The 24158-nt window shown below is 68.3% G+C and carries 22 protein-coding genes and 1 tRNA gene; 13 read left to right on the top strand and 10 right to left on the bottom strand.

Annotation, left to right across the window (positions count from 1 at the left end):
- Nucleotides 1–19: 19 nt before the first annotated feature.
- The 3 genes from MFM001_RS05495 to MFM001_RS05485 all read left to right on the top strand — a co-directional run bounded on the left by MFM001_RS05495 (nucleotide 20) and on the right by MFM001_RS05485 (nucleotide 4217).
- The gene (locus MFM001_RS05495; RefSeq protein ID WP_192886851.1) at nucleotides 20–976 is read left to right on the top strand and encodes a 4-(cytidine 5'-diphospho)-2-C-methyl-D-erythritol kinase; all 957 of its coding nucleotides are present in this window, start codon (nucleotides 20–22) and stop codon (nucleotides 974–976) included.
- A gap of 303 nt (nucleotides 977–1279) precedes the next feature.
- Nucleotides 1280–2914 (top strand): fatty acyl-AMP ligase, encoded by a 1635-nt coding sequence (locus MFM001_RS05490; RefSeq protein ID WP_116374235.1) that lies wholly within the window; start codon nucleotides 1280–1282, stop codon nucleotides 2912–2914.
- A 97-nt stretch (nucleotides 2915–3011) separates the two neighbouring features.
- Nucleotides 3012–4217 (top strand): sensor domain-containing diguanylate cyclase, encoded by a 1206-nt coding sequence (locus MFM001_RS05485; RefSeq protein ID WP_142760674.1) that lies wholly within the window; start codon nucleotides 3012–3014, stop codon nucleotides 4215–4217.
- Here the strand turns inward: MFM001_RS05485 and pth are convergent.
- From pth to glmU, 7 genes are all read right to left on the bottom strand, one after another.
- Nucleotides 4164–4739 carry an aminoacyl-tRNA hydrolase gene (gene pth / locus MFM001_RS05480; RefSeq protein WP_116374233.1) on the bottom strand — a complete coding sequence of 192 codons (576 nt, stop codon included), beginning with the start codon at nucleotides 4737–4739 and terminating at the stop codon, nucleotides 4164–4166. The genes MFM001_RS05485 and pth overlap by 54 nt on opposite strands.
- Before the next feature lie 3 nt (nucleotides 4740–4742).
- Nucleotides 4743–5417, bottom strand: a complete 675-nt coding sequence (locus tag MFM001_RS05475) for a 50S ribosomal protein L25/general stress protein Ctc (RefSeq protein ID WP_116374232.1) — start codon at nucleotides 5415–5417, stop codon at nucleotides 4743–4745.
- Between the two features lie 125 nt (nucleotides 5418–5542).
- Nucleotides 5543–6409, bottom strand: coding sequence for an oxidoreductase (locus MFM001_RS05470; RefSeq protein ID WP_116374231.1), 867 nt, complete (start codon nucleotides 6407–6409; stop codon nucleotides 5543–5545).
- Between the two features lie 26 nt (nucleotides 6410–6435).
- Nucleotides 6436–7074: an LpqN/LpqT family lipoprotein gene (locus tag MFM001_RS05465; RefSeq protein ID WP_116374230.1), complete on the bottom strand. Its 639-nt coding sequence runs from the start codon at nucleotides 7072–7074 to the stop codon at nucleotides 6436–6438.
- Nucleotides 7071–7415: an arsenate reductase (glutaredoxin) gene (gene arsC, locus MFM001_RS05460; protein WP_116374229.1), complete on the bottom strand. Its 345-nt coding sequence runs from the start codon at nucleotides 7413–7415 to the stop codon at nucleotides 7071–7073. The genes MFM001_RS05465 and arsC overlap by 4 nt, the downstream gene beginning before the upstream one ends.
- Nucleotides 7416–8396: a ribose-phosphate diphosphokinase gene (locus MFM001_RS05455; protein WP_116374228.1), complete on the bottom strand. Its 981-nt coding sequence runs from the start codon at nucleotides 8394–8396 to the stop codon at nucleotides 7416–7418. It abuts the gene before it with no gap.
- Between the two features lie 108 nt (nucleotides 8397–8504).
- The gene (gene glmU, locus MFM001_RS05450; protein ID WP_116374227.1) at nucleotides 8505–9962 is read right to left on the bottom strand and encodes a bifunctional UDP-N-acetylglucosamine diphosphorylase/glucosamine-1-phosphate N-acetyltransferase GlmU; all 1458 of its coding nucleotides are present in this window, start codon (nucleotides 9960–9962) and stop codon (nucleotides 8505–8507) included.
- A 90-nt stretch (nucleotides 9963–10052) separates the two neighbouring features.
- Here glmU and MFM001_RS05445 point away from each other — a divergent pair, with 90 nt between their 5' ends.
- Nucleotides 10053–10748 (top strand): class I SAM-dependent methyltransferase, encoded by a 696-nt coding sequence (locus tag MFM001_RS05445; protein WP_116374226.1) that lies wholly within the window; start codon nucleotides 10053–10055, stop codon nucleotides 10746–10748.
- Here the strand turns inward: MFM001_RS05445 and MFM001_RS05440 are convergent.
- Nucleotides 10724–10795: transfer RNA gene (locus MFM001_RS05440), tRNA-Gln, on the bottom strand. The genes MFM001_RS05445 and MFM001_RS05440 overlap by 25 nt on opposite strands.
- Nucleotides 10796–10940: 145 nt before the next feature.
- Here MFM001_RS05440 and MFM001_RS05435 point away from each other — a divergent pair.
- Nucleotides 10941–11534 (top strand): TetR/AcrR family transcriptional regulator, encoded by a 594-nt coding sequence (locus MFM001_RS05435; protein ID WP_139799488.1) that lies wholly within the window; start codon nucleotides 10941–10943, stop codon nucleotides 11532–11534.
- Nucleotides 11535–11558: 24 nt separating this feature from the next.
- Here the strand turns inward: MFM001_RS05435 and lysA are convergent, their stop codons facing one another.
- Nucleotides 11559–12905 carry a diaminopimelate decarboxylase gene (gene lysA, locus MFM001_RS05430; RefSeq protein WP_116374389.1) on the bottom strand — a complete coding sequence of 449 codons (1347 nt, stop codon included), beginning with the start codon at nucleotides 12903–12905 and terminating at the stop codon, nucleotides 11559–11561.
- 160 nt (nucleotides 12906–13065) lie between these two features.
- On the opposite strand from lysA, the gene mfd reads away from it, so the two are divergent.
- The gene (gene mfd / locus MFM001_RS05425) at nucleotides 13066–16680 is read left to right on the top strand and encodes a transcription-repair coupling factor (RefSeq protein ID WP_116374224.1); all 3615 of its coding nucleotides are present in this window, start codon (nucleotides 13066–13068) and stop codon (nucleotides 16678–16680) included.
- On the top strand, nucleotides 16677–17720 hold the full coding sequence (locus MFM001_RS05420; RefSeq protein WP_116374223.1) for a nucleoside triphosphate pyrophosphohydrolase: 1044 nt from the start codon (nucleotides 16677–16679) through the stop codon (nucleotides 17718–17720). The genes mfd and MFM001_RS05420 overlap by 4 nt, the downstream gene beginning before the upstream one ends.
- 68 nt (nucleotides 17721–17788) lie before the next feature.
- Here MFM001_RS05420 and MFM001_RS05415 read toward each other — a convergent pair whose 3' ends face one another.
- Entirely contained in the window at nucleotides 17789–19036 is a 1248-nt protein-coding gene (locus MFM001_RS05415) for an HNH endonuclease signature motif containing protein (protein WP_116374222.1), read from the bottom strand.
- Between the two features lie 219 nt (nucleotides 19037–19255).
- On the opposite strand from MFM001_RS05415, the gene MFM001_RS05410 reads away from it, so the two are divergent.
- The 6 genes from MFM001_RS05410 (at nucleotide 19256) to MFM001_RS05385 (ending at nucleotide 24099) form a co-directional block, all read left to right on the top strand.
- Complete coding sequence (locus MFM001_RS05410; RefSeq protein ID WP_116374221.1) at nucleotides 19256–19654, top strand: VOC family protein; 399 nt, start codon at nucleotides 19256–19258, stop codon at nucleotides 19652–19654.
- A gap of 227 nt (nucleotides 19655–19881) precedes the next feature.
- The gene (locus MFM001_RS05405) at nucleotides 19882–20613 is read left to right on the top strand and encodes a lytic transglycosylase domain-containing protein (RefSeq protein ID WP_116374220.1); all 732 of its coding nucleotides are present in this window, start codon (nucleotides 19882–19884) and stop codon (nucleotides 20611–20613) included.
- A gap of 153 nt (nucleotides 20614–20766) precedes the next feature.
- On the top strand, nucleotides 20767–22056 hold the full coding sequence (eno, locus tag MFM001_RS05400) for a phosphopyruvate hydratase (RefSeq protein ID WP_116374219.1): 1290 nt from the start codon (nucleotides 20767–20769) through the stop codon (nucleotides 22054–22056).
- 9 nt (nucleotides 22057–22065) lie between these two features.
- Nucleotides 22066–22698 (top strand): septum formation initiator family protein, encoded by a 633-nt coding sequence (locus tag MFM001_RS05395; protein WP_116374218.1) that lies wholly within the window; start codon nucleotides 22066–22068, stop codon nucleotides 22696–22698.
- Nucleotides 22691–23182, top strand: a complete 492-nt coding sequence (locus MFM001_RS05390; RefSeq protein WP_116374217.1) for a DUF501 domain-containing protein — start codon at nucleotides 22691–22693, stop codon at nucleotides 23180–23182. The genes MFM001_RS05395 and MFM001_RS05390 overlap by 8 nt, the downstream gene beginning before the upstream one ends.
- Nucleotides 23179–24099: a Ppx/GppA phosphatase family protein gene (locus tag MFM001_RS05385; RefSeq protein WP_116374216.1), complete on the top strand. Its 921-nt coding sequence runs from the start codon at nucleotides 23179–23181 to the stop codon at nucleotides 24097–24099. Before MFM001_RS05390 ends, MFM001_RS05385 begins: the two co-directional genes overlap by 4 nt.
- Nucleotides 24100–24158: the final 59 nt, after the last annotated feature.

Raw genomic sequence — 24158 nt, 5'->3', positions numbered from 1 at the left:
CCGGCGATAGTCTCGTGCGGTGCCGTTGGACGGAAGCATCGCTGCTCAATGGGTGCCCACTGGTTCGGTCACCGTCCGGGTGCCCGGCAAGATCAACCTGTACCTGGCCGTGGGCGATCGCCGCGACGACGACTATCACGAGCTGACCACCGTCTTCCACGCCGTCTCCCTGGTCGACGAGGTGACGGTCCGGAACGCCGACGTGCTGTCGCTGGAACTCTCCGGTGAAGGCGCCGACCAGCTGCCCGACGACGAGCGCAACCTGGCCTGGCAGGCCGCCGAGCTGATGGCCGACCACGTGGGCCGGGCACCCGACGTGTCGATCACGATCGACAAGTCCATCCCGGTCGCCGGCGGGATGGGCGGCGGCAGCGCCGACGCCGCCGCCGTGCTGGTGGCGATCAACGCGCTGTGGGAGTTGGGTGTGCCGCGCCGCGACTTGAACACGCTGGCCGCGCAGCTGGGCAGCGACGTGCCGTTCGCGCTGCACGGCGGGACCGCGCTGGGCACCGGTCGCGGCGAGGAGCTGGCCACCGTGCTGGCCCGCAACACCTTCCACTGGGTGCTGGCGTTTGCCGACGGCGGGCTGTCCACCCCCGAGGTCTTCCGAGAGCTCGACCGGCTGCGTGAGGCCGGGTCTCCGCCGCGGCTCGGCGAGCCCGGACCGGTGTTGGCGGCGCTGGCCGCCGGCGAGCCCGAGCAGCTGGCGCCGTTGTTGGGCAACGAATTACAGGCGGCCGCGGTGAGCAAGGATCCGGCGCTGCGTCGCGTCCTGCGCGCCGGGGTGGAGGCCGGGGCGCTGGCGGGCATCGTGTCGGGTTCCGGGCCGACGTGCGCGTTCCTGTGCCGCTCGGCGCCCGAGGCGATCGACGTCGGTACCCAGTTGTCCGGCGCTGGGGTGTGCCGCACCGTGCGGGTGGCCAGCGGGCCGGTCCACGGCGCCCGGGTGGTCCCCGCGCCGGTCAGCGGCGTTTAGGGCGGGGATTGACGTCAAAGTTTGGTGGTTACTTAAGAGGAGTTTAAGATGATCGGCGGTGACGAGTAGCGGTCAAAAAGTGCGCCCGAATGTCCCGCCCGCCGAGCATGCCGGCGGGCGGTCTTTCAGTCGTAGCGGCCGCCGTGTCCTCGCCGAGTCCGCAACGTTGCGCGAGGTTACTGGTTCATCACTGATTCGAGACGTAACCGCTCCCCAATTGTGTGCGCGTGCCTACTGTGAAGTGCCCCCTAGCAGGGGCAATCTGGGATCCAGGGGTGTCGCGCTGGAACCGAGGAGGTTTTCGTGAGCAGGTTTACCGACAACATGTTCCGCAACGCGCACACCAGCCCCCGCGGGATGGTTACCGGCGAACCGCACGAGCCAGTGCGGCACACCTGGCTTGAGGTTCACGAGCGAGCACGGCGGGTGGCCGGTGGCCTGGCCGCGGCCGGAGTCGGCCACGGGGACGCGGTCGGAGTGCTGGTGGGCCAGCCCGTGGAAATCGCGCCGACGGCACAGGGGCTGTGGATGCGCGGCGCCAGCCTGACGATGCTGCACCAGCCGACCCCCCGCACCGATCTGGCGGTGTGGGCGCAGGACACCACCACCGTCGTCGACATGATCGAGGCGAAAGTGGTGATCGTCTCCGACCCGTTCATGCCGGCGGCGCCGGTGCTGGAACAGCGCGGCGTCAAGGTGCTGACGGTCGAGGAGCTGCTGGCAGCCGATCCGATCGATCCGGTCGAGACCGGTGAGGACGACCTGGCGCTGATGCAGCTGACGTCGGGGTCGACGGGGTCGCCCAAGGCGGTCCAGATCACCCACCGCAACGTGTACTCCAACGTCGAGGCGATGTTCGTCGGCGTGAAGTACAACCTCGAAACCGATGTGATGATCAGCTGGCTGCCCTGCTTCCACGACATGGGCATGATCGGCTTCTTGACCGTGCCGATGTACTTCGGCGCCGAGCTGGTCAAGGTCACCCCGATGGACTTCCTGCGCGACACGCTGCTGTGGGCCAAGCTTGTCGACAAGTACAAGGGCACGTTCATCTGCGGCCCGAACTTCGCCTACTCGCTGTTCGCCAAGCGGCTGCGCAAGCAGGCCAAGCCCGGCCAATTCGACCTGTCCACGCTGCGGATCGCGATGTCGGGCGCCGAACCGGTGGACCCGGCCGATGTCGAAGACCTGATCGACGCGGGCCGCCCGTTCGGGCTGAGGCCGGAGGCCATCCTGCCCGCCTACGGCATGGCCGAGACCACGCTGGCGGCCGCGTTCTCGCCGGTCGAACAAGGACTGATGGTCGACGAGGTGGATGCCGACCTGCTGGCGGCGCTGCGCCGCGCGGTGCCGGCAAATAAAGGCAACACCCGTCGGCTCGCGTCGCTCGGACCGGTGCTCGACGGGATCGAGGCCCGCGTCGTCGACGAGGACGGCGCTGTGCTGCCGCCGCGCGGCGTCGGGGTGATCGAGTTGCGCGGTGAGCCGATCACGCCCGGCTACATCACGATGGGCGGCTTCATCCCGGCGCAGGACGAGCACGGTTGGTATGACACCGGCGATCTCGGCTACATGACGGAGGACGGCCACGTCGTGGTGTGCGGTCGCGTCAAGGACGTCATCATCATGGCCGGCCGCAACATCTACCCGACCGACATCGAGCGCGCGGCGTCCCGGGTGCAGGGTGTCCGGCCGGGCTGCGCGGTGGCCGTGCGCCTCGACGCCGGGCATTCGCGCGAAACATTCGCTGTCGCAGTCGAATCCAACGCCTTCGAGGACCCCGCCGAAGTGCGTCGCATCGAGCACGAGGTCGCCCACGAGGTCGTCACCGAGGTCGACGTACGGCCGCGCAACGTCGTGGTGCTGGGCCCGGGCACGATTCCGAAGACGCCCTCGGGAAAGCTGCGGCGGGCCAACTCGGTCACGCTGGTCACATAGCGTGCGATAACCTGCCGATCATCGACCGTCTGGACAAAAAGCAGGTATTTGTCAATCCCTCGTTAGTGGCGTATAAACAAGCTGGCCCCCTGAAGGGGTGACGCAACTCACGGGGGCTGGTTTGCGGGGGAATCTCAAGCAGCTGGTGCACAGCTGGTGGGGCAGCACGGCGGATCGCTGGTTGCTGGACTTCCTGGAGTCGCGCGACCTGCTGGACTGGACCAAGCGAGTCATTGCTGCCGGCGGCGCGCTTTTGGCGGTGGTCGCGGCGCTGGCGATGTGTTCGCCGGCGGGTCCGCAGCACACCGTAGGACGACTGCTGTGCGGGGTGATCGCGCTCGGAGCGCTGGGGTGGGCGCTGCGCTGGTGGCTGCTGCCATGGCCGACCCTCCGGGCATCCGCGTGGCTGGCCGCGCTGGCGGATTGTGCAATCACGTTGGGGTGCTGGCTGGATTCCGATCGATTGGCCGGGCTGACCGGAACCACCGCGTTCGTGCTGACCGGCATCTATGTGACGTGCTTGCACGGCCCCAAAGCTCAAGCGGCCCACGTGGCGTGGGCGGTGCTGACTATCGGGACACTCACGGCGGCGATGGGTATGGCGGGCGGGCCCACCGGATGGTCGCTGGCCGCCGCGAAAGCCCTCCTCGCCTTGATGGTGATCGTGGGCATCCTGCCGGTGCTGCAGCTCGGGTTCTGGCTGATGCGCCACGACGCCACGGATTCGCTGATCGATCCGCTCACCGGGGTGGCCAACCGGCGCGGCTTCGACCGTCGATTGGATCGGGCCTCCTTCTACGCCGGGAAATCGTCGGTGTGTGTGATGGTGATCGACCTGGACAACTTCAAGACTGTCAACGATCGCTACGGTCACCACACCGGCGATCTGGTCCTGAAAAGGACTGCCGCACATATCCGCAACACAATGGGCCCGGGCGCGCTGATAGCCCGAGTCGGTGGCGAGGAGTTCGTCGTTATCGACCTCCTCGACGCACCCACGGTGCCCCACGTCGCCGAGCACCTGCGGGAGGCCATCGCCGACCGGGCCGAGCCGTCGGTGACCGCAAGTGTCGGTGTTGCCGTCGCCGCAGCGCACCGTCAGCCGGACAAAGGTGAGATAACCACCATGATCGCGTGCGCCGACGCCGCCATGTACCACGCAAAACGGCAGGGCGGCAACACTATTGCGATCCACCCTTCCTCAACCGCTGACGCGCAGGAGCGCCGGCCGCCGCGATGGTCGCGCGCCCTACCAGGCGTGCACGATGTTCTGGGCGGGCTCCAGACCCAGCTCGATCAGTAACTCGGTGGCGTCGGCGGCCTGCTCGCAGATCGCGGGAACTTCTTTACGCTCGGCCGCGGCGAAGTTCTCCAGCACGAACGCAGCCGGATCCTTGCGGCCGGGCGGGCGCCCGATGCCAATCCGCACCCGCTGAAAATCCTTGGTGCCCAACGACGCTGCCACCGAGCGCAGCCCGTTGTGGCCGCCCTCGCCGCCACCGATCTTGAGCCGGACCCGGCCGAAGTCGAGGTCGAGGTCGTCGTGGATGACGACGACGTCGGCGGCGGGCACCGAGTAGAACTTGGCCAGCGGACCCACCTGGCGACCGGACTCGTTCATGTAGCTGCGCGGCTTGGCCAGCACCACCGACCGCCCGCCGAGCCGACCGCTGACCACCTCCGCGCCGGAGCGCTTGTGCGCCTTGAACTTTGAACCCAACCGCGCGGCGAGCAGGTCGGCGACCATGAACCCCAGATTGTGCCGGGTCGCGGCGTAGTTGGAACCCGGGTTGCCGAGGCCGACCACCAAAAGCGGCTCGGCCATGCGCTATTCGGACTCGGGCGGGGCCTCGGCGGCCTCGGCTTCGGCGGCCTCCTCGGCCGGCTCCTCGGCTGCCGCCTCGGGCACCTCGCCGGCGCCCTCGGCCTCGAGCTCCTCGGCGGTCGGCGCGTTCACCACGTTGACGACCAGCATCTCCGGGTCGGAAATCAGCGTGACGCCGCGCGGTAGCTCGATCTGGCCCGCGGCGAACTGGGTGCCCGGTTCGGCGTCCTGGACCGAGACCGTCAACTGCTCGGGGATCGACAGCGCCTCGGCCTCGATCTCGATGGTGCTGGTCTCCTGGGTGACCAGGGTGCCCGGCGCGGCGTCGCCCACGACCTCGACGGTGACCTCGACGACCACCTTCTCGCCGCGACGGACCACGAGCAGGTCGGCGTGCTGGATGGTGCGACGGATCGGGTGGATGTCGAGCGCCTTGGTCAGCGCCAGCTGCTCCTTGCCGTCGATGTCGAGCGCGAGCACCGCGTTGGTGCCGGAGTGGCGCAGAACCGCGGCGAAGTCGTGTCCGGGCAGCTCCAGGTGCTGCGGGTCGGTGCCGTGACCGTAGAGGACGGCGGGAATCTTGCCGGCACGGCGGGCCCGGCGCGACGCGCCTTTGCCGGTTTCGGTACGCACCGAGACGGGAAGCTTGTTAGCGGACGAAGTTGCCGATTTGGCCATGGTGTCGCTCCTGGGTCTGGTCGGGGCACGGCCAGCATCGCGACAACCAGAAGGTCCCCGTCGATAACGGTGGCTGCAAAGGCCACCCTCGCCGTGACGCCCGGCCAGGTTAGCGCATCAGCGCCTCACAGCGGAAATTTGGTGTCCGTCAGCCGTTCGGAGAGGTCCCAGAGCGCCTCGGCCGTCTCCTGGCGTTTCGCCAGCGGGCTGCGGCCCACCGGCTGAGTGCGGCCGACCATGCCGAAGCGCGGGCCGATGAACGAGTTGCCCGGTACGTCCTGCGAGGCGGCGTAGAGCGTTTGCCGTGCGCCGAAGTCCGCGTCGGTGGCCAGCCGAGCGCCGATGGCCATCAGCGCGTCGCTGATTCTGCGCCCGGAATGGCCCTGCAGGTTCGTGTTCGAGTAGCCGGGGTGGCAGGCCAGCGCCCGCAACGGTGAGCCGGCCGCGGTCAGGCGGCGCTGCAACTCGTTGGTGAACAGCAAATTGGCGAGCTTGGACTGACCGTAGGCCAGCCATGGCGAGTACGGCCGCGACGTCCAGTTGAGGTCTTTGAGGCTGATGTGGCCCATCCAGTGCATCATCGACGACACCGTCACCACGCGGTCGGTCAGCTTGGGCAGCAGCAGGTTGGTCAACGCGAAATGGCCGAGGTGGTTGGTGCCGATCTGGCTTTCGAAGCCATCGGCCGTCACCGCGTGCGGGGTGGCCATGATGCCGGCGTTGTTGATCAGCACGTCGACGGCGTCCACTCCGTCGGCGAACTGGCGCACCGAGGCCAGATCCTGCAGGTCCAGCCGGCGCACCTCGACGTCACCGGTCATCTGCGCTGCGGCCGCCTCACCCTTGCCGGTGTTGCGCACGGCCAGGATCACCTGCGCGCCGACGCGGGCCAGCTCGCGGGCCGTCACCGCGCCGAGGCCGCTGTTGGCGCCGGTGACGATCACGCTGCGTCCGGCGAACGAGGGCAGATCTGCGGCGGTCCAGGCAGTCATGGCAGTCAGCCTAGTAATGCCGGGCGCTACTTGGCCGCGACTGTGAACCCGTTGATGATCTTCTCGATGTCCCCGGCCTCGGTGACGGCCTGCTCGGCCAGGCTCGTGATCGCCAGCTGGACCAGATAGCGCTGGCTGTCGGGCGGTGAGCCGGTGGCGATGACTACCCGGTTGTAGGTGTGCAGCCGCTTGCCGTCGAGGTCGTAGCTGCCCTGGATCATCGACGACGGAAAACCGTGGAAGTCGGCGTCGGACGCGTCGAGCTGCCGGTAGTTCTCCGCGCGCGCGGCATCGGCATTGCCGTGCTTGATCGCGTCGCGGGGATCGAACTCCCCGAACAGCCGCACGACGATCAGCATCGCGTTCGGATACGGACCGTCCTTGGTGATTACTTCGGTCGACGGCGGGATGGCGGGACTGGTGTGTTTCGACCAGCCCGGCGGTGTGGGTATCGACACGGTCAGGTCGGTCAGCGTGTCGGGCGCCACCGGCTGTTCGCCGACGCCGAGTTGTTCCAGGTACTTGGGGAACGGAATCGGCGCGACGGCGCTTGTCGGCGTGGTGGAGGTGGCGCTGGTTGTCCAGATAGATTGGTAGTCAGGCGTTTTCGGCCCGCACCCAGCGGTCAGCAGTACCAGAGCGGCCGCGACGAGCAGGCGTTTCACAGAATTTCGCGCACCGCGTCGACCGGGCGTCCCAGTCGGGTTCCCTTGGCGGTCACGACGAACGGACGCTGGATCAGGATCGGGTTGGCGGCCATGGCGTCCAACAGCTCGTCGTCGCTCGCGCCGTCGAGCCCCAGCTGGCGGTACGTGTCTTCGTTTTTGCGCACCGCGTCGCGCACGCCGGTACCCGCATCGCGGATCATCGTGGCCAGCTCCGCACGGCTGGGCGGCGACTTGAGATACTCAACGACGGTGGGCTCGATCCCATTGTCGCGCAACAACTCCAGTGTCTTACGGGAGGTCGAGCAGCGCGGGTTGTGGTAGATGACGGTGTCCGGCATCTACGCGTCTCCATCGAAAAGGCCGGTGACAGAACCGTTTTCGAAGACCGCGCGGATAGTGCTGGCCAGCAGCGGGGCGATCGAGAGCACAGTGAGCTGGCCGAACCGCTTGTCCTCTTCGATAGGCAGCGTGTTGGTGACGATCACCTCGCGGGCACCGCATTCGGCCAGCCGCTGCGACGCCGGTTCGGAGAGCACGCCGTGGCTGGCCGCGATGATCACGTCACAGGCGCCCTCGTCGCGCAGCAGCTTGACCGCTCCGGCGATGGTGCCGCCGGTGTCGATCATGTCGTCGATCAGCACGCAGGTGCGCCCCTCCACCTCGCCGACCACCCGGTTGGACACCACCTGGTTGGGCACTCGCGGGTCGCGGGTCTTGTGGATGAAGGCCAGCGGCACGCCGCCCAGCGAGTCGGCCCACTTCTCGGCGATGCGCACCCGGCCGGAGTCCGGCGAAACCACGACCATGTTGCCGTCCGGGTAGTTGTCCTTGATGTAGCCGGTGAGCAGGTTCTGCGCGCGCATGTGGTCGACCGGCCCGTCGAAGAAGCCCTGGATCTGGTCGGTGTGCAGGTCGACGGTCACGATCCGGTCCGCTCCGGCGGTCTTGAGCAAATCGGCGACCAGTCGTGCCGAGATCGGCTCGCGGCCGCGGTGCTTCTTGTCCTGGCGGGCGTAGGGATAGAACGGCATCACGGCGGTGATCCGCTTGGCGCTGCCCCGCTTGAGCGCGTCGATCATGATCAGCTGCTCGACCAGCCACTGGTTGACCGGGGCGGGGTAGGACTGCAGCACGAACGCGTCGCAGCCGCGCACCGATTCGTGGAAGCGGACGAAGATCTCGCCGTTGGCGAAGTCACGCGCGGTCTGCGCCGTGACGTGGACGTCGAGCTCCTTGGCGACCTGTTCGGCCAGCTCGGGGTGTGCCCGACCCGAGAAGAGCATCAGGTTTTTGCGGTTGTCGGTCCAGTCGTGGCTCATGTGCGCCGCTCCTCCGCATCGCTCCGCTCTGCATCGTCGCCGGCGCGGCTCACGTGATGCCCCCGCCGTTCGGATCGAGATGGTGGCCTAATAGTAAAGAGGAAACCGTCAAGGCGTGGGATCGGGCCGCTGTTGTGCCTTCTCGGCGGCCTGGGCGGCGGCGCTGCCCGGCCGCTTGCGCTGCACCCAGTTCTCGATGTTGCGCTGCGGGCCGGCGGACACCGCCAGGGCTCCGGGCGGGACGTCGTCGCGCACGACGGTGCCGGCCCCGGTGTATGCGCCGTCCCCGACGGTGACCGGGGCGACGAACATGGTGTCCGAGCCGGTGCGCACGTGCGAGCCGATCGTGGTGCGTGCCTTGGACTCGCCGTCGTAGTTGACGAATACGCTGGAGGCGCCGATGTTGCTGTGCTCGCCGATATCGGCGTCGCCGACGTAGGTCAGGTGCGGCACCTTGGTGCCGGTGCCGATCGTGGAGTTCTTGGTTTCGACGAACGCGCCCAGCTTGCCGTCGGCGCCCAGCACGCTACCCGGCCGCAGGTAGGTGAACGGCCCGACAACGGCGCCGTCGCCGATGATCGATGAGGTGCCGTGGGTGCGGATCACCGACGCGCCGTCGCCGACGGTGACGTCGGTCAGCGTCGTGTCGGGGCCGATCGTGGCGCGCCCGCCGATGCGGGTGCGGCCCAGCAGCTGGGTGCCGGGTGCGATGACGGTGTCGCGGCCGATCGCCACGTCGACGTCGATCCAGGTGGTGGCGGGGTCGACGACGGTAACCCCGGCGAGCTGGTGGGTGGCCACGATCCGGCGGTTGAGTTCGGCGGCCAGCTCGGCCAGCTGAACCCGGTTGTTAACGCCGGCCACCAGCGTGCTGTCGTCGACGTGCCGGGCGTGGACGACCTGGCCGTCCTGGCGGACGATGGAAACGACGTCGGTGAGGTAGAGCTCGTGTTGGGCGTTGTCGGCGGATAGCCGGCTCAGCGCCGAGCGCAGCGGGGCGATGTCGAAGGCGTAGACCCCGGCGTTGACCTCGCGGATCTGCTGCTGCGACGGGGTGGCGTCGGCCTGCTCGACGATCGCGATCACCTCGCGGTCCTGGGTGCGCAGGATGCGGCCGTAGCCCGTCGGGTCGTCGAGGGTGGTGGTCAGCATCGTCACCGCCGCCGATCCCGAGTTGTGCGTGGCGATCAGGTCGGCCAGCGTGTCGGCGTCGAGCAGCGGGATGTCGCCGGAAGTCACGACGACGACGCCGCCGAAGTCGTCGGGCAGGGCCGACAATCCGCACAGCACCGCGTGCCCGGTGCCCAGCTGCTGGTCCTGCATCGCCACGTCGACGGGCCGGCCCAGCGTGTCGGCCAGCTCGGCCACCACCGGGGCGATGCGGTCGTGGTTTTGACCGAGCACCACGACCAGGTGTTGCGGTGCAAGCTTGGCGATCGCGTGCAGGCAATGGGCCAGCATGCTGCGGCCGGCGATCGGGTGCAGCACCTTGGGGGTATCCGAGCGCATCCGGGTGCCGGCCCCCGCCGCCAGGACCAGGACCGCGGTGTCGCCGTGAGCTGTCATGAGGACTCCTGCCGCGAGTGTGCGTGTTTGTACGCCGACACGCCGTTCAGCGTGTCATTATCCGCACGCTCGCCGCAAAAAGATGCATCCATGACCAACACGGGGGACGACCGTCGACACTGGTCGCGCGTCGCACAGGACTGGGTGGCGTGGGCCCGCACCCCGGACCACGACGCGTTCTGGGCGTATCGGCAGTCGCTGACCGCCTTCATCGGTCGCGGCAGCGGTGTTGCTCTGGACGTCGGGTGCGGCGAGGGGCGGGTGTCGCGCGAGTTGGTGGCGCTGGGCTATCGGGTCACCGCAGCCGATGCGGTGGAGGCGATGGTCGACGCGGCCGTTGATGCGCAGTCCGCACACAGCTATGTGGTGGCCGAAGCCAGCCGGTTGCCGTTCGCCGACGCCAGCTTCGATCTCGTCGTCGCCTACAACATGCTCATGGACGTCGACGACCTGCCCGGCGCGGTGCGGGAGATCCGGCGGGTCATGCGATCCGCGGGACGACTGGTCGTCTCAGTCGTGCACCCGTTCACCGATACGGACGGCTACTTCGATCGGCGGCGATTCGAAGGAGTGGAGGAGCGCGACGGCCTGCAGATGCGTTTCGCCGGCTGGTCGCAGCCGTTGGAGGCTTACACCGCGGCGCTGACGGATGCCGGGCTGGCCATCACCGCGCTGCGCGAACCGATACCCGATCCCGCCTACGAGCGCATGGAGCAGTGGACGCGGATGCCGCTGTTTTTGTGGCTGGAAGCGCGGCCCAGCTCCGTCGCCAGGACTCGAACCTGAACTCTCAGAACCAAAATCTGATGTGCTGCCGATTACACCACGACGGACTGTTCGCCAGCGACGACTCTAGCCCGAAGGCGATGCAGAGCGCGAAGCGCGATGGGGGAGAGTCGGGCGATTGGGCCCATGCAAGCGGATAGGCTGATAGACGTGGCTGCGCCGGACAAAGAGGTGCGCGCGCCGCGCGCCAGAATGACCGGTAGCGAGCGCCGCCATCAGCTGATCGACATCGCACGCTCGCTGTTCGCCGAACGCGGCTACGACGGCACCTCGATCGAGGAGATCGCGCTGCGGGCCAACGTGTCCAAGCCGGTGGTCTACGAGCATTTCGGCGGCAAGGAAGGGCTGTACGCCGTCGTCGTCGACCGGGAGATGTCGGCGTTGCTGGACGGCATCACGTCATCGCTGACCAACAACCGGTCCCGGGTGCGTGTCGAACGGGTGGCGCTGGCGCTGCTGACCTACGTCGAGGAGCGCACCGACGGCTTCCGGATCATGATCCGCGACTCGCCGGCGTCCATCAGCTCGGGCACCTACTCCAGCCTGCTCAATGACGCCGTCAGCCAGGTCAGCTCGATCCTGGCCGGCGACTTCGCCCGTCGCGGCCTGGACCCGGAACTGGCTCCGCTATATGCCCAGGCGCTGGTCGGCTCGGTGTCGATGACCGCGCAGTGGTGGCTCGACACCCGGGAACCCAAGAAAGAAGTCGTTGCGGCGCATCTGGTGAACCTGATGTGGAACGGCCTGACCCATCTGGAAGCCGACCCGCACCTGCAGGACGAGTAGTCAGCCCGCGGCGGGTCGCCGCAATCAGCCGCGGTCGCGCGCTAACAGGTCGGCGATCGTTTCGCGGCGGACCAGTTCGCGGGCCCGGCCGTCTTTGACCGCCACCAGCGGCGGCCGGCCGACCATGTTGTAGTTCGACGCCATGCTGTGGTGGTATGCGCCGGTGCACGCCACGGCAAGCAGGTCGCCGGGATGCACGTCGGCCGGCAGCTCGACGTCGCGGGCGATCTCGTCACCGGATTCGCAGTGCCGGCCCGCAACGGTGACGCGCTGGCGCGGCGCCAACGAGTGCCGGTTCGCCAGTGCCACAGTGTATTTCGCGTCGTACAGGGCCACCCGCGGGTTGTCGCTCATGCCGCCGTCGACGGCGACGAAGGTCCGCCCCCCGGGCTGAGTCTTGACGGCTTGCACCTCGTAGAGCGTGACGCCGGCGCGGGCACTGATCGCCCGGCCGGGCTCGACGACGATCGCCGGTCGGGGGAAATGTTCGGCGGCACAGGCCGCATCGAGCGCGTCATCGATGACGCCTGCCAGCTCGTCGAGGTCGAGCTCCGGATCGCCCGGCAGGTAAGGGATCGCGTGGCCGCCACCGATGTTGAGTTCGGTGAGGATTACGCCGTGCCGGGCCCGGATGTCGGCCATCGCGGCGATCATCCGGCGAATCGCTTCGCCGTACAGCGCCGCGTCGGCGACCTGTGAGCCGATATGGCAGTGCAGCCCGATCAGGTCGAGGTTGGGGTGGGCCAGCACTCGGGCCACCGCTTCCGCCGCCCGGCCGGCGTCGAGCGTGAACCCGAACTTCTGGTCGCTGACACCGGTGGTGACGGCGCGGTGCCCGTGAATGTCGATGTCGGGCGTGACCCGGACCAGCACCCGCTGGCGCCGGGTCACCAGCCCGGCGAGGTAGGCGATCTCGATGCAGGAATCCACCACGATGCGCCCGACCCCGACGCGCACCGCGCTGCGCAACTCGTCGTCGGATTTCGCGTTGCCGTGCATGATGAGGCGAGCCGGTTTCACTCCGGCCGCCAGGGCGGTGGCGAGCTCACCGGCCGAGCAGACGTCGACAGACAGGCCCTCTTCGCGCGCCCAACGCGCCACCGCGATGGTCAGCAGTGACTTGCCCGCATAGACGACCTCCGCGTCGCGCAGCGCGTGCCGGTAACGGCGGGCCCGCGCCCGGAAGTCGGCCTCGTCGAGCACGTAGGCCGGGGTGCGGAACTCGTCGGCGATATCGGTGAGCGGTACCTCTCCGATGCACAGCCGGCCCTCGTCGTCGGCGTGCGCAGTCAACGGCCACACCGCCGGATGGAACCGCGGCGGGGCCGCGTAACCGATGGACGGAAGGATGTCCACCAATGTTGTTGTCATGCTTTCAATCAACGCCGGAGCGTCGCCGGGCGCCGCGATCCTTACGAATCCTTGACGGCGCCGAGGCCGAAATTGACGACGTTCGATGGGCGCCCCAGCCGATGTGGCGCCGATCACCCGGGTTGGCCAGTGCCGCAACGTGAATCGGTCGCCGCATACAATGGCGGCCATCATGACCGAAACCCCGATCGCGGGGCTGGTGGAGTTGGCGCTGCGCGCGCCAACGTTTGCCCAACTCATCGAGCAGAGCGCCGATCGACCCGCCGAATTGACGCTGGTCGGACCGGCCAGCGCCCGGCTGTTCGTCGCCGCCGCGCTGGCTCGTCAGGGTCCGCTGCTGGTGGTCACGGCCACCGGCCGGGAAGCCGACGACCTGACCGCAGAGTTGCGCGGCGTGTTCGGCGACGCGGCGGCGATGTTCCCGTCCTGGGAGACGCTGCCGCACGAGCGGCTCTCGCCCGGCGTCGACACCGTCGGCGCCCGGCTGATGCTGCTGCGCCGGCTGGCCCATCCCGACGACGCCCGCCTGGGCCCGCCGCTGCAGGTGGTCGTCACTTCGGTGCGTTCGCTGCTGCAGCCGATGACGCCGCAGCTGGGTCAGCTGGAACCGCTGACCCTGGCCATCGGCGACGAGATCGCGTTCGAAGACGTGATCGCCCGGCTGGTCGAGCTGGCCTACACCCGGGTCGACATGGTCGGCCGGCGCGGCGAATTCGCCGTCCGCGGCGGCATTCTCGACGTCTTCCCGCCGACCGCCGAGCACCCCGTGCGCGTCGAGTTCTGGGGCGACGAAGTCAGCGAAATGCGGATGTTCGCCGTCGCCGACCAGCGTTCCATCCCCGAAATCGACGTCGACACCGTGGTCGCCGTGGCCTGCCGGGAACTGCTGCTGACCGACGACGTCCGCCGCCGCGCCGCCGAGCTGAGCGCGCAGCATCCCCCGAGAGAGGACACTGTCACCGGCAGCGTCGCGGACATACTGGCCAAGCTCGCCGAGGGCATTCCGGTCGACGGCATGGAAGCACTGCTGCCGGTGCTGCGGCCCGACGACCTGTCGCTGCTCACTGATCAGCTCGCCGACGGCACCCCGGTGCTGGTCTGCGACCCGGAAAAGGTCCGCACCCGCGCCGCGGACCTGATCAAGACTGGTCGCGAGTTTCTCGAGGCGTCCTGGTCGGTGGCGGCGCTGGGGTCAGACGCGCCGATCGACGTCGAGCAACTGGGCGGCTCAGGCTTCCGCGGCTTCGACGAGGTTCGCGACGCGGCACGGGCATCCGGGCACGCGTGGTGGACGTTGAGCCAGCTCTCCGACGAGTCGGCGATCGAACTGGACGTGCGCTCCGCGCCCTCGGCCCGCGGCCACCAGCGCGACATCGACGAGATCTTCGCGATGCTACGCGGCCACGTCGCGACCGGTGGATGCGCCGCCGTCGTCGCACCCGGAACCGGAACCGCGCACCGCGTCGTCGAACAGCTCGCCGAATCCGACACGCCCGCAACGCTATTGGATCCCGGAGCGGAGCCGAAGCCCGGCGTCGTCTGCGTGCTCAAGGGACCTCTGCACGACGGCGTGGTCATCCCGGGTGCGGCGCTGGTGATCATCACCGAGACCGACCTGACCGGAAACCGCGTCACCGCCACCGAGGGCAAGCGGCTGGCGGCCAAGCGCCGCAACGTCGTCGACCCGTTGGCGCTGACCGCCGGCGACCTGGTGGTCCACGACCAGCACGGCATCGGGCGGTTCGTCGAGATGACCGAACGCATCGTCGGCGGTGCTCGGCGCGAATACCTGGTGCTTGAGTACGCGTCGAGCAAACGGGGCGGTGGCTCCGACAAGCTTTATGTCCCAATGGACTCGCTGGACCAGCTGTCGCGGTATGTCGGCGGGCAGGCGCCGGCGTTGTCAAGGCTCGGCGGCAGCGACTGGGCTAACACAAAAACCAAGGCGCGCAAAGCAGTTCGCGAGATCGCCGGCGAGCTGGTGTCGCTGTACGCCAAGCGTCAGGCCGCGCCGGGATACGCGTTCGGACCGGACACGCCATGGCAGGCCGAGATGGAAGACGCGTTCGGGTTCACCGAAACGCATGACCAGCTCACGGCGATCACCGAGGTCAAGGCCGACATGGAAAAACCGGTCCCGATGGACCGGGTGATCTGCGGCGACGTCGGCTACGGCAAGACCGAAATCGCGGTGCGGGCGGCGTTCAAGGCAGTCCAGGACGGCAAGCAGGTCGCGGTGCTGGTGCCGACGACACTGCTGGCCGACCAGCATCTGGAGACGTTCCGGGAGCGGATGGCCGGGTTCCCGGTGACCGTCAAGGGGCTGTCCCGATTCACCGATCCCGCCGAGTCGCGCGCCGTGATCGACGGGATGGCCGACGGGTCCGTCGACATCGTGATCGGCACCCACCGGCTGCTGCAGACCGGCGTGCGCTGGAAAGACCTCGGCCTGGTGGTTGTCGACGAGGAACAGCGGTTCGGCGTCGAGCACAAGGAGCACATCAAGAGCCTGCGTACCCACGTCGACGTGCTGACGATGAGCGCCACGCCGATCCCGCGCACGCTGGAGATGAGCCTGGCCGGCATCCGGGAGATGTCGACGATCTTGACCCCGCCGGAAGAGCGTTACCCGGTGCTGACCTATGTGGGCCCGCACGACGACAAGCAGATCGCCGCCGCGCTACGGCGCGAGTTGCTGCGCGAAGGCCAGGCCTTCTACGTGCACAACCGGGTCAGCTCCATCGACGCCGCCGCCGCCCGGGTGCGCTCGCTGGTGCCCGAGGCCCGCGTCGTCGTCGCCCACGGCCAGATGAACGAGGATCTGCTGGAACGCACTGTGCAGGGGTTCTGGAACCGCGAATACGACATCCTGGTGTGCACCACGATCGTCGAGACCGGCCTGGACATCTCCAACGCCAACACGCTGATCGTCGAGCGGGCCGACACGTTCGGGCTGTCCCAGCTGCACCAGCTGCGGGGCCGAGTCGGGCGCAGCCGGGAGCGCGGCTACGCCTATTTCCTGTATCCGCAGCACGCCCCGCTGACCGAAACCGCCTATGACCGGCTGGCCACGATCGCGCAGAACAACGAACTGGGCGCCGGCATGGCGGTGGCGATGAAGGACCTGGAGATTCGCGGCGCGGGCAACGTGCTGGGTGTCGAGCAGTCCGGCCACGTCGCCGGCGTGGGTTTCGACCTGTACGTGCGGCTGGTGGGCGAGGCGGTCGAGGCGTATCGCGCTGCCGCCGACGGCAAGACCGTCACCAGCTCCGAGGAACCCAAGGAAGTGCGGATTGATCTGCCGGTGGATGCCCACCTGCCGCCGGACTACATTCCCAGCGACCGCCTGCGGCTGGAGGGCTACCGGCGGCTGGCCGCGGCGGGCTCCGACGACGAGATCGCCGCCGTCGTGGAAGAGCTCACGGACCGCTACGGCGCGCTGCCCGAGCCGGCGCAGCGGTTGGTGGCGGTGGCTCGGCTGCGGTTGCTGTGCCGCGAGGCCGGCATCACCGAAGTCTCCTCGGTGTCGGAGGCGACGGTGCGGCTGGCGCCGATGGTGCTGCCCGACTCCGCCCAGGTGCGGCTCAAGCGTCTTTATCCCGCGGCGCGGTACCGCGCGACGACGGCGACGGTGCAGGTGCCGATTCCGCGGGCCGGCGGTGTCGGTGCGCCGCGGATCCGTGATCTCGAACTGGTCGGCATGGTGGCCGATCTGATATCGGCGCTCAACGGGAAACCGGTTGGTATAACGAGCTCCGTGAGTGGTGCTCAGTGACTGTCGTCCTGGTCGACCCTCGCCGCCCCTCGCTGATTCCGGTCGAAGCCATCGAACTGCTCATGGGCGAGGTGCAATACACCGAGGAGATGCCTGTCGCGGTCCCGTGGACGCTGCCTGCGGCACGGCCGGCCCACACCGGCGACGACGCTCCGGTGCTGCTGTCGTCGGACCCCGAGCATCCGGCGGTCACCGCCCGCCTGGCCGCTGGCGAGCGGCTCATTGCGGCACCGGATCACCAGCCCGGCGAGCGCCTTGTCGACGCCGTCGCGATGATGGACAAGCTGCGCACGACGGGGCCGTGGGAAAGCGAGCAAACGCACGACTCGCTGCGGCGGTTTCTGCTCGAGGAGACCTACGAGCTGTTCGACGCGGTGCGCGGCGGTAACGCCGACGAGCTGCGCGAGGAACTCGGCGATGTGTTGCTGCAGGTGCTCTTTCACGCCCGCATCGCCGAGGACGCGCCGCAGCATCCCTTCACCATCGACGACGTCGCCGACACGCTGGTGCGTAAGCTCGGCAACCGCGTCCCGGGAGTTCTTGCCGGAGAAGAGATTTCGCTGGACGAACAGCTGGCGCAGTGGGAGGAGCGCAAAGCTGCCGAGAAGCCGCGGAATTCGGTGATGGACAACGTGCCCACGGCGCAGCCGGCTTTGGCGCTGGCTCAGAAGGTTGTTCAGCGAGCCGCCCGGGCCGGAGTTCCCGCTGACCTGATTCCGCCCGACATCACCTCGGTCACGATCGGCGCCGACGTCGACGCCGAAAATGCTTTGCGCACGGCGGTTCTGGAGTTCATGGACACCGTTCGCTATACGGAGAAGGCGATCGCCGCCGGGCGTCGCGGCGATGACGTCCCCGAGGAGCTCGACGCCGCTCCGCTCGGGACGGTCACCGAGGAGGAGTGGCGGGCTTACTGGCCGCCGGCGGTACCCGAGGAGATCGTCGACGACGAGGCTGCGGAACCGCACGACGCCGCAATGGAACGCTTCGCGGACGACGACGAAAGCATCGAAGGACCTTCATCCGACGATTCAGATTAGGGCATCGTCAAAATCTGGCAAACGAATTCGTTTACACCTCAACGTGTTTGGGCTTCGATAGCCAAACCTCAGTTGGGTGTTGGTGGGGGTTGGGGTTGGAAGGGGTCGTACCACCACCAGTCGGCGCGTTCGCCGAGGGGCCCTGACCATGGTGGGACATTCGGTGGGGGCTGGGTCGGGGGCCGTGCGAGTGATGCTGAGCTGAGGCGTTGGCCGTCGCTGTCGGTGACGATCAGATCCTTGGCGGTGCCGCTGATGGTGATCTCGCCGCGGTGGTGCAGCCGATGATGGTAGGGGCAGACCAGCACCAGGTTGCACAACTCGGTGGGCCCGCCGTCTTCCCAATGCCGGATGTGGTGGGCGTGCAGGCCGCGGGTGGCCCCACAGCCGGGCACCACGCAGCAGTGGTCGCGATGCTCGAGCGCACGGCGTAGCCGCCGGCTGATCACCCGGGTGGTGCGCCCGGCCCCGATGGGCTGGCCGTTGCGTTCGAACCACACCTCACAAGTGGCGTCACAGGTCAGGTATTGGCGGTCGGCATCGCAGAGCAGCGGACCCAGATGCAGCGCCGCCACCTGCTGCTCGACGTCGAGGTGGGCCACCACGGTGGTGTGCTGGCCGTGCGGGCGCCGGGTGACCTCGGTGTCCCAGCCGGATTCGACCAGGCGCATGAACGCCTCCAGGGTGGTGGGCGGCGGCGGCGCAGTCTCGGAGACCCGCCCGCCATCGCGGTCGGCTTTCCACTCGGCGAATAGCGCATCGCGATGCGAGGCCAGCGCCGCGTCGAACTTGGCCGCCTGGTCGTGGGCGAGTTTGATCCGCCAACACGTCAACTGCTCATCGCAGGTTTTGGTGATCGAGGGCTGCGGCTCCGGCCGCGAATCGGGGTCGGGTCGTGGTTCGAGTTTGACCGCGGTGCGCAGTTGGCTGACCGTGGCCACCGCCGCTAGCTGCGCGTAATGCTCATCCGAGCCCTCCCCCGCCCGCGCGGCGATCACCCCGAGCTGATCTAGCGACAGCCGGCCCTCGGCCATCCCGGCAGCGCAGCGCGGAAACTCCTCGAGCCGGCGCGCCACCGTGGCGATGGTGTGCGCGCTGCCCGAGGACAAGCCCAGCTTCCAGGCCACCAGCGCCGCCAGTGAGCGCACCCCGGTCATCCCCCACAGCTCGTCGCGCTCCATCTCCGCAGCGATCTGCACCACCCGGGCATCAATGGCGTTGCGCTGACCGGCCAACTCCGCCAACTCCTCAAAAAGCACCTCAAGGCGATCAATAGGGCGCACCTCTGCGGCAGCCGAAGCGCTGATCGAAGACATAACCGCATCATCGCACCCAGGTCTGACAAGTCTCGGCCGCTCAATCCGCGGCGGGGCTGGGCGTCATCATCTGCCAAGCGGCACAGCCTGATTGGCCGCCAAACCCATCACACCCTCGACTCCGCTAGCAGCACCGCCGGAATTGTCGGTGCCACCGCATAACATCACGAACCCAACGGCCACCACGACCCATCCACCACGACCCGTAAGGAGAGCTTCATGAAGTTCATTTCGACCCGAATCATCACGGCCGACGTCAATCGGCTCGTCGATTTCTACGAGTTGGTCACCGAAACCTCCGCGGTATGGGGAAACGAACTGTTCGCCGAGATTCCGACGCCGATTGGCACGCTGGCTATCGGTAGCGACAAGACCGTCCCACTGTTCGGAGAAGGATCCGCCGAGCCTGCAGCCAACCGCAGCGCGATTGTGGAGTTCATCGTCGACGACGTGGATGCCGAGTACGAGCGACTTCGCGGGCGGGTGGGCGAAGTGGTGACAGAACCGACAACCATGCCGTGGGGGAACCGCGCGCTGTTGTTCCGCGACCCAGATGGGAATCTCGTCAACCTGTTCACTCCGGTCACGCAGGAGGCTCGGGTCAAGTTCGGACTTTGACGATCGGAGGCTGCCGCAGTCCACGAGATCGACAACTGAGGTGAGCGCCGTGGCGACGGACACAATGGTGGCCGAAGTATCTGTCCCATCAGCCTCAACCGGTCCCTATTCGGCCTCGAAATCCAGGACACAGCGCGCTGTCGGCAGCCGTGACGGGGAGGCCCGATCGTTTCCCGTGGGACCATGGTCGAAGGAAACGTGGTCCAGGGGAGTATCAAGGGAGTTCCGTGTCGCCGGTGCGTTGGCTACGCGCGGTCGCCGTCGTGGGGGCGACGGCCCTGCTGCTGGCATCGAGTTGCACGTGGCAACTGGGCACACCGATTCCCAAGGGCGTGCCGCCACCGGCAGGGGATCCCGTGCCGGCCGTGGATACCCACGCCAAAGGCCGGCCGGCCGACCAGCTCTACGAGTGGGCGGTCGAGCGTGCGGCGAGGCTGGAAATCCCGGTCATCGCGCTGGAGGCCTACGCCTACGCCGCTCGGGTTGCCGAAGTCGAGAACCCCAACTGCCACATGTCGTGGACGACGCTGGCCGGCATCGGCGAGATCGAGAGCCATCACGGCACCTATCGCCACGCGACGATTGCGCCCAACGGCGATGTGCGTCCGCCGATCCGGGGCGTGCGCCTCGACGGCAGCGGCGGCACGCTCCACATCGTCGACAGTGAGGCCGGCGGCCTCGCCGACGACGACGGCACGATACGGGCCATGGGCCCCATGCAGTTCATTCCGGAGACGTGGCGCCTCTACGGGGTGGACGCCAACAACGACGGAATAGTCAGCGTCGACAACATCGACGACGCCGCGCTGTCGGCAGCGGGCTATTTATGTTGGCGCGGAAAGGATCTCGCCACACCGCGAGGGTGGATCACCGCGCTACGGGCCTACAACAACTCCGACCAGTACGCGCGTGCGGTGCGGGATTGGGCCACCGCCTATGCGGCGGGCAGCCCGCTCTAGGTTCATGGTCGGCGACCCGCTGCGCCCGGCTCCGCCGCGCTAGCGATCGCCTCTAGGCTGATGGTCGGCGTCCCCCAGCGCCCGGCTCCGCCGCGCTTGCGATCGCCTTTAGGCTTGGACCCGATCCGCAGCTAGCAAAACAAGGAGAAGCCAGTGCCCATTATCGAGCAGGTCGGGGCCCGCGAGATCCTCGATTCCCGCGGCAATCCGACCGTCGAGGTCGAGGTGGCCCTGATGGACGGGACATTCGCGCGGGCAGCGGTGCCCTCCGGAGCGTCGACCGGGGAGCACGAGGCCGTCGAACTGCGCGACGGCGGCGAGCGCTACGGCGGCAAGGGCGTGAAGAAGGCCGTGCAGGTCGTGCTCGACGAGATCGCGCCGGCCGTGATCGGACTGTCCGCCGACGACCAGCGGCTGGTCGACCAGGCACTGGTGGACCTTGACGGCACCCCGGACAAGTCCCGGCTGGGTGCCAACGCGATCCTCGGCGTCTCGCTGGCCGTCGCCAAGGCCGCCGCCGACTCGGCCGAGCTACCACTATTCCGCTACCTCGGCGGGCCCAACGCGCACATCCTTCCGGTGCCGATGATGAACATCCTCAACGGCGGCGCGCACGCCGACACCGGTGTGGACATTCAGGAATTCATGGTGGCCCCGATCGGCGCCGCGAGCTTCTCCGAGGCGCTGCGCTGGGGCGCGGAGGTCTACCACGCGCTCAAAGCGGAACTGAAGAAGCAGGGTTTGTCCACCGGCCTCGGCGACGAGGGCGGTTTCGCCCCCGACGTGCCGGGCACCAAGGCGGCGCTGGACGTGATCGGCCTGGCGATCGAATCCGCGGGTTTCAAACTCGGCGCAGACGTGGCGTTGGCGCTCGACGCGGCGGCCACCGAGTTCTACGCCGACGGCACCGGCTACAGCTTCGAGAACAGCACCCGTAGCGCCGACGAGATGACCCGCTTCTACGCCGAACTGCTGGACTCGTATCCGCTTGTGTCCATTGAGGATCCGCTGTCCGAAGACGACTGGGACGGTTGGATTGCGTTGACGACGGCGATCGGGGACCGGGTGCAGATCGTCGGCGACGACCTGTTTGTCACCAATCCCGAACGGCTCGAAGAGGGTATCGACAAGGGTGCGGCAAATGCCTTACTGGTCAAGGTAAACCAGATCGGAACGTTGACTGAGACGCTCGACGCGGTGGCGCTGGCCCACCACAGCGGGTACCGCACGATGATGAGCCACCGCAGCGGCGAGACGGAGGACACCACGATTGCCGATCTCGCGGTGGCCGTGGGGTGCGGGCAGATCAAGACCGGCGCGCCGGCGCGCAGCGAGCGTGTCGCCAAATACAACCAGCTGCTGCGCATCGAGGAAGCGCTCGGCGACGCCGCCCGCTATGCCGGCGATCTGGCATTCCCCCGATACGGCCTGGAAGCCAAGTAGCCGGCCGTCATGCCCGAAGCCAAACGGCCCGACCCGAAGCGGCGCGCACCGGCGCCGCGACCGGGCAAGGCCGGTGATTCGGGCCAGGGCCGTCCGCGCAAGTCGCCAGCCGGCCGCCGCGGGCCGAACGGGCCACGCGCGCAGCCGGAGGCCGTCGAACGACCGATCGTCGCTGCGGCCCAGGAAAGGGCCGAGGAGCGATCCGAGCAGCGGCTGGGTCTGACCGCGCGGCGGGCGGCGATCCTGGCGGCCGTGGTCTGCGTGCTGACGCTGACGATCGCCGGCCCGGTACGCACCTATTTCGCGCAGCGCACCGAGATGAAACAGCTCGCGGCGTCCGAAGCCGCGCTGCGACGCCAGATCGCCGACCTCGAGCAGCAGAAGGCCAAGCTGGCCGACCCGGCCTACATCGCCGCCCAGGCCCGCGAGCGACTCGGTTTCGTGATGCCCGGCGAGGTTCCGTATCAGGTGCAGCTGCCGCCGTCGGCGGCCGTCCCCACGCAGCCGGGCCCGGAAGTCCCGACGACCGCGTCGGGGGACCCGTGGTATACGGCGTTGTGGCACACCATCGCCGACACTCCGCACGGTCCGCCGTCGCAGGCGCCACCCGCGCCGCCGAGCCCGCCGCAGCCCGGTGGTTGACCGTGTCGACCTCGACGCGGTGGCGCGCCAGCTTGGCCGCGAACCGCGCGGCGTACTCGAGATTGCCTACCGCTGCCCCAACGGTGAACCCGGTGTGGTGAAGACAGCGCCGAAACTGCCTGACGGAACACCGTTTCCGACCCTCTACTACCTGACGCATCCGGCGCTGACCGCCGCCGCGAGCCGGCTGGAGACATCGGGGATGATGCGCGAAATGACCGAGCGGCTGCGGCACGACGCCGATCTTGCGGCGGCGTACCGGCGCGCCCACGAGTCGTACCTGGCCGAGCGTGATGCGATCGAGCCGTTGGGCACAACGTTTTCCGCGGGCGGCATGCCCGACCGGGTCAAGTGTCTGCACGTGCTGATCGCGCATTCGCTGGCCAAGGGCCCCGGTGTGAATCCGCTCGGTGACGAGGCGCTGGCGGTGCTGGCCGCTGAGCCGGCGATGGCGGGAATCCTGGTGGCGGAGCAGTGGACATGAGGGTTGGGGCAATCGACTGTGGTACCAACTCGATTCGGTTGCTGATCGCCGAGCGGGTCGACGGGCACCTGCGTGATGTGCATCGCGAGATGCGCATCGTGCGGCTCGGCCAGGGGGTCGACGCAACCGGTAGGTTTGCGCCCGACGCGCTGGACCGTACCCGCGCTGCGCTGGTGGACTACGCCGCCCTGTGCGCCAACCACGGCGCCGAGCGAGTGCGGATGGTCGCCACGTCGGCCGCTCGCGACGCCGCCAACCGCGACGTCTTCTTCGCGATGACGACCGACGTGCTGGGCGTGAGCGCCGAAGTGATCACCGGCGCCGAGGAGGCCGAACTGTCTTTCCGCGGCGCCGTGAACGAATTAGATTCGGCCGGAGCGCCTTTCGTGGTAGTCGATCTCGGCGGCGGCTCCACCGAGATCGTGCTGGGCACCGATCGGGTGACGGCGAGCTTTTCCGCGGACATCGGCTGCGTGCGGGTGACCGAACGCTGCCTGCACACCGACCCGCCGACCGCCGGCGAGGTGGCCGCCGCCCGGGAGCTGGTCCGTGAGCGGCTCGGCGAGGCGCTGCGCGCGGTTCCCGTGCAGCAGGCCCGCACCTGGGTCGGGGTGGCCGGGACCATGACAACGCTCGCCGCGCTGGCCCACGACATGACGACGTATGACTCTGCGGCCATTCATCTTTCGCGTGTCGGCATCGACGGGCTGCTGCAGGTCTGCGATGGGTTGATCGCGATGACCCGCGCACAGCGAGCCGCGTTGGGGCCGATGCACGAAGGCCGCGCCGACGTGATCGGGGCCGGGGCAATCGTCGTGGAGGAGTTGGCGTTCGCGCTACGCGAGCGCGCCGGCATCGAAGAGTTGGTGGTCAGCGAACACGACATCCTGGACGGGATTGCCCTGTCCATTGCGTGACCCCGTCGCCGAAGGTGTACTGGCGGCCGGATTTTCGCGGATTTTCCGCCGTGAGCGGA

The organism is Mycobacterium sp. MFM001 (assembly GCF_003402475.1).
Classification (GTDB): domain Bacteria; phylum Actinomycetota; class Actinomycetes; order Mycobacteriales; family Mycobacteriaceae; genus Mycobacterium.
The sequence above is the reverse complement of the archived record's forward strand: the minus strand, read 5'-3'. Positions and strand labels throughout refer to the sequence as shown.